Genomic DNA, 3,869 nt, shown 5'->3' with positions numbered 1-3,869 from the left:
CTCCCAACACCACCAGCAGCTCGACTGTTTCCCGCCTTCACCAGACGATGACACCTTGTGAATTACTCACAGGGTGTCATCGTCTGGTGAAGCCGACTTCGGTGAGGGTCACGTCCTCTCGATGTCGTCGTCGAGCCGGTCCCCGAAGCCCTCACGAGAGTCCTGTGAGGCGGCGAAGACCGAGGCGCCCGAGCGGTTGCCGACGGTGATCTCGTTGAACAGCAGGTTGAGGACGACGGCGACCAGGGCGGTGGCGCTGATGCCGGAGTGCATGACCACCCCGAGCCAGGACGGGAAGGCGTCCCAGAAGGTCGGGGCGGCGATCGGCAGGATCCCGACGGCAAGAGCCACGGAGACGATCACCATGTTGAGGTTGTCCTCGTAGTCGACGCGGGACAAGGTGCGGATCCCCGATGCCGCGACGGAGCCGAAGAGCACGATGCCTGCGCCGCCGAGCACGGGGTACGGGATCGCCGCGACGACCGCGCCGACGACCGGCAGCAGCCCGAGCATCAGCAGGACGAGGCCACCGGTGGCCACCACGTACCGGCTCCGGATGCCGGTCAGCGCGACCAGACCGACATTCTGGGCGAACGCGCTGCACGGGAACGTTCCGAACAAGGGCGCAACCGTCGTGGCAGCCATGTCGGCACGAAGACCGCGCGCGACACGTCGAGCATCGACGTCGGTCTCCACGATCTCGCCGATCGCCAAGATGTCGGCGGTCGTCTCGGTCATGATCACCAGGATCACGATCGTCATCGAGACGATCGCGCCGACCTCGAAGGTCGGGCTGCCGAAGTGGAGCAGCGGTGGCAGCGCGACCAGGTCGGCCTTGCCGACCGCCGAGAAGTCGGCACGGCCGGCAACCACGGCGATCAGGGTGCCGATGACCAGCCCGATCAGGATCGACAGACGTGAGATCGCTCCCTGGAACACCCGGCTGATCACCAGGATGATGAGCAGCGTGAGCCCGGCGTAGCCGATGTTGGTCATCGAGCCGTAGTCCGGCGCGGAGGCGTCGTTGCCCATCGCCCACCGGAACGCCACCGGCATCAGTGAGAGCCCGATGACGGTGATGATCGTGCCGGTGACGACCGCCGGGAAGAGCCGGACCAGTTGGGCGAAGAACGAGGACAGCACGAGTCCGATCAGGCCGGCGACGATGATCGCGCCGAAGACCGGGCGCAGCCCGTCCTCGCTGGCGATGGTGACCATGGTCGAGACGCTCGCGAACGAGATCCCCTGCACGATCGGCAGCCGGCTGCCGAAGGGCCCGAGACCAAGCGTCTGCAGCAGCGTGGCGAGGCCCGACACGAAGAGGCCTGCGGTCACCAGGAGCGCCAGGTCCGTGCCCGAGAGGCCCGCGGCACCCCCGACGATGAGCGGCGGCGCGATCACGCCGCCGTACATCGTCAGGATGTGCTGCGTGCCGTAGGCGAGGAGCTGGCCCGGTGGATGCCGTTCGTCCTCCGGACGGGCCTGGGCAGTTGCGGTTGCCTGTCTCCTACGACCAAGCATGGCCGGCCTCAGCAGAATCCGGGGATGGCGTGCCAGGCGTTGCCGGCGTCAGGGGCCTCGTCGCGTACGACGGAGGCTTCGATCAGGCCGTAGGGCCGGTCCGCGGCGTAGAAGACCTCGCCGGGGTTGTCCAGGCCGAACGGCGAGAGGTCGGAGAGGAAGTGGTGCTTGTTGGGCGCGGAGAACTTGATCTCGGCGACCTCGCCGTGCTGCTCGAGCACCGAGGTGCCCATCCCGTTCAGGGTCTGCTGCAGCGCGAGGCTGTGGATCTCCGCGAACCGTTGCAGCAGCAGGGCCCGGATGGAGTCGTACGTCTTGTCCCAGTCGACCTCGGTCGAGGAGTAGCGCCACCGGGCGACGAGCGAGGTCGCCAGGATCCGGTCGGTGGTCTCCTGCAGGGTGGTGTATTCGTCCTTGAGGAAGCCGTGGAACTCCGAGCCGGTCGACTTGAGCACGACCAGGTCCTTGATGCCCGAGACCACGTGCGCCACCCGGTCCGATCCGCGGCAGTCGACGTTCACCACGGTGGTGCGTACGCCGCCACCCGATCGGACGAAGGAGTGGTCGTGACCGGCGCCGTCGACCTCGATCCGGTCCCAGGCGTACTCGTCGACCTCGACCCGGGCGCCCTCGGCGGCCGGACAGGCCTCGAGGTAGCGGTCGGCGAGCGCGAGCGCGAACTCCTCGATCGAGGCCACGCCGATCTTCTTCGCGTAGGCGAAGACGGTGTTCTTCTGGGTGTCGGTGGGCAGCACGTCCTGCTGGTCGCCGCTGGTGTGTGCCTCCTCGAAGCGGCCGCGCAGCGCGGTGGAGACGTTGAGGTCACGGATCTGGTGGCGAGGCGTGTCGCGGTAGATGCGAACGACGCGGTTCTCGGCCTTGCCGTACTGGTTGGGTCCAAGGTGGATGGGCATGTCAGCTCCCTCGGTAGGTGGAGTAGGCGAACGGGCTCAGCAGAAGTGGCACGTGGTGGTGCCGCCGATCGGTGACCGCGAAGGTGACGAGGACCTCCGGGTAGAAGCACTCCTGGCCGGTCGCCGCGTAGTAGGCGGCGGTGTCGAACCGGAGCTGATAGGTGCCGGCCGGGGCCTGGTCGGGCCCCAGGTCGGTCACCCGGCCGTCGTCGTCGGTGGTGGCGTCGGCGAGGACGGAGATCTGGTCGGTGTCGGCGTCGAGCCGGCCGAGCCGGACCGGCACACCCACGGCCGGGCGCCCGAGCGCGGTGTCGAGCACGTGGGTCGTGATGGCACTCATACCGAGACCTCCTCGGCGCCCAGGACCCGCTCGAGACGGAGCAGCGCGATCTTGCGCAGCTCGTCGGCGACGACGGCGGCCTCCTCGTCGTGCTCGTTGCCGAGCCGCTCGCGGAGCGAGGCCAGGACCTGGTCGGCCGAGAGGCCGGTGGCGCAGATCAGGAAGACCCGGCCGAAGCGCTGCTCGTAGGCCCGGTTGCCCTCGGCGAGGACCTGTGCGGTGGCGGGGTCGGCGCCGACCGCGGCCTGCTCGCGCCGCGACCAGGCGGCCTCGGCGTGCTCGCCCTCGGCGCGCTCCCCGATCCGCGGGTGAGCGGCCAGCGCCTGGTCGACGTCGGCCGCGGTGAACCGTCGCGCCGCCTCGTCCGCGGCGCGGACGACGTCGGCCTCGTCGGCGTAGGGGCGTCCGGCCAGGACGGCGGCGACCCAGCTCGGCGCGTCGCAGCAGGCCTGCAGCGCGGGCCGGACCACGTCCGCCGGTGAGGTGTTGAAGCTCTGGAGATCCATGAACCGTTCTCTCTCGCTATGCGGAAACTAATTTCCGTACAGCAACAACGATTGCATGTGTCCCTCGTCACAGTCAACAGTTTGTTGAAAAGTTGGACGGGCGCTACTCCCGCTCGCGGTTCAGGTAGTTGTAGACCGTGAACCGGGTGACCCCGAGCGCGGCGGCCACGATCTCGGCGCTCTTGCGGTAATCGAAGGCGCCGCGCTCCTCGAGCAGCCGCACGGCGCGCTGCTTCCCCTGCCGGTCGAGGGTCCGGAGATCACCACCGAGCTCGTCGGCGACCTCGGCGAGCAGCGCATCCAACCCGCCGGCCGTACGCCGCGGCGCACTGCGTCCCTCGATGCGCACCTGGAAGGTGATCTGGTCGGCGCCGTGGTCCAGTCCGGCGGCCACCACGTCGGCGAGGGTGGCCAGGACGGCGTCACGGTCGCCGCGAACCGAGGTGCCCAAGGGGCCGAAGTCGCACTCCAGACCGGCCTCGCGGGCGGCCTCGAGGGCGGCGGTCGCGTGCTCGGGAGGCTCGCCCTCGCCACGGAAGGGTTCGGTGGTGAACTCGGCTTCGACGCGCATGGCGGCAGGCTACCCAG

At 69.1% G+C, this 3,869-nt stretch carries 5 protein-coding genes; all 5 read right to left on the bottom strand.

The window, feature by feature from the left end; translation table 11 throughout:
- Positions 1-108 precede the first annotated feature (108 nt).
- Positions 109-1,521: a nucleobase:cation symporter-2 family protein gene (locus tag ACFVJS_RS26840; protein WP_378886609.1), complete on the bottom strand. Its 1,413-nt coding sequence runs from the start codon at positions 1,519-1,521 to the stop codon at positions 109-111.
- An 8-nt stretch (positions 1,522-1,529) separates the two neighbouring features.
- On the bottom strand, positions 1,530-2,435 hold the full coding sequence (gene pucL / locus ACFVJS_RS26835) for a factor-independent urate hydroxylase (RefSeq protein WP_378886608.1): 906 nt from the start codon (positions 2,433-2,435) through the stop codon (positions 1,530-1,532).
- Between the two features lies 1 nt (position 2,436).
- A complete protein-coding gene (gene uraH, locus ACFVJS_RS26830; protein ID WP_378886607.1) occupies positions 2,437-2,775 on the bottom strand; it encodes a hydroxyisourate hydrolase in 339 nt (112 codons plus the stop codon).
- On the bottom strand, positions 2,772-3,281 hold the full coding sequence (gene uraD / locus ACFVJS_RS26825; RefSeq protein ID WP_378886606.1) for a 2-oxo-4-hydroxy-4-carboxy-5-ureidoimidazoline decarboxylase: 510 nt from the start codon (positions 3,279-3,281) through the stop codon (positions 2,772-2,774). The genes uraH and uraD overlap by 4 nt, the downstream gene beginning before the upstream one ends.
- Positions 3,282-3,384: 103 nt before the next feature.
- Positions 3,385-3,852, bottom strand: coding sequence for a helix-turn-helix domain-containing protein (locus tag ACFVJS_RS26820; protein ID WP_378886605.1), 468 nt, complete (start codon positions 3,850-3,852; stop codon positions 3,385-3,387).
- Positions 3,853-3,869 lie beyond the last annotated feature (17 nt).

Origin of the sequence: Nocardioides sp. NPDC057772, from assembly GCF_042798075.1 — a bacterium.
Classification (GTDB): domain Bacteria; phylum Actinomycetota; class Actinomycetes; order Propionibacteriales; family Nocardioidaceae; genus Nocardioides.
Note: the sequence above shows the minus strand (reverse complement) of the source record. Positions and strands in the feature narration are given on the sequence as shown.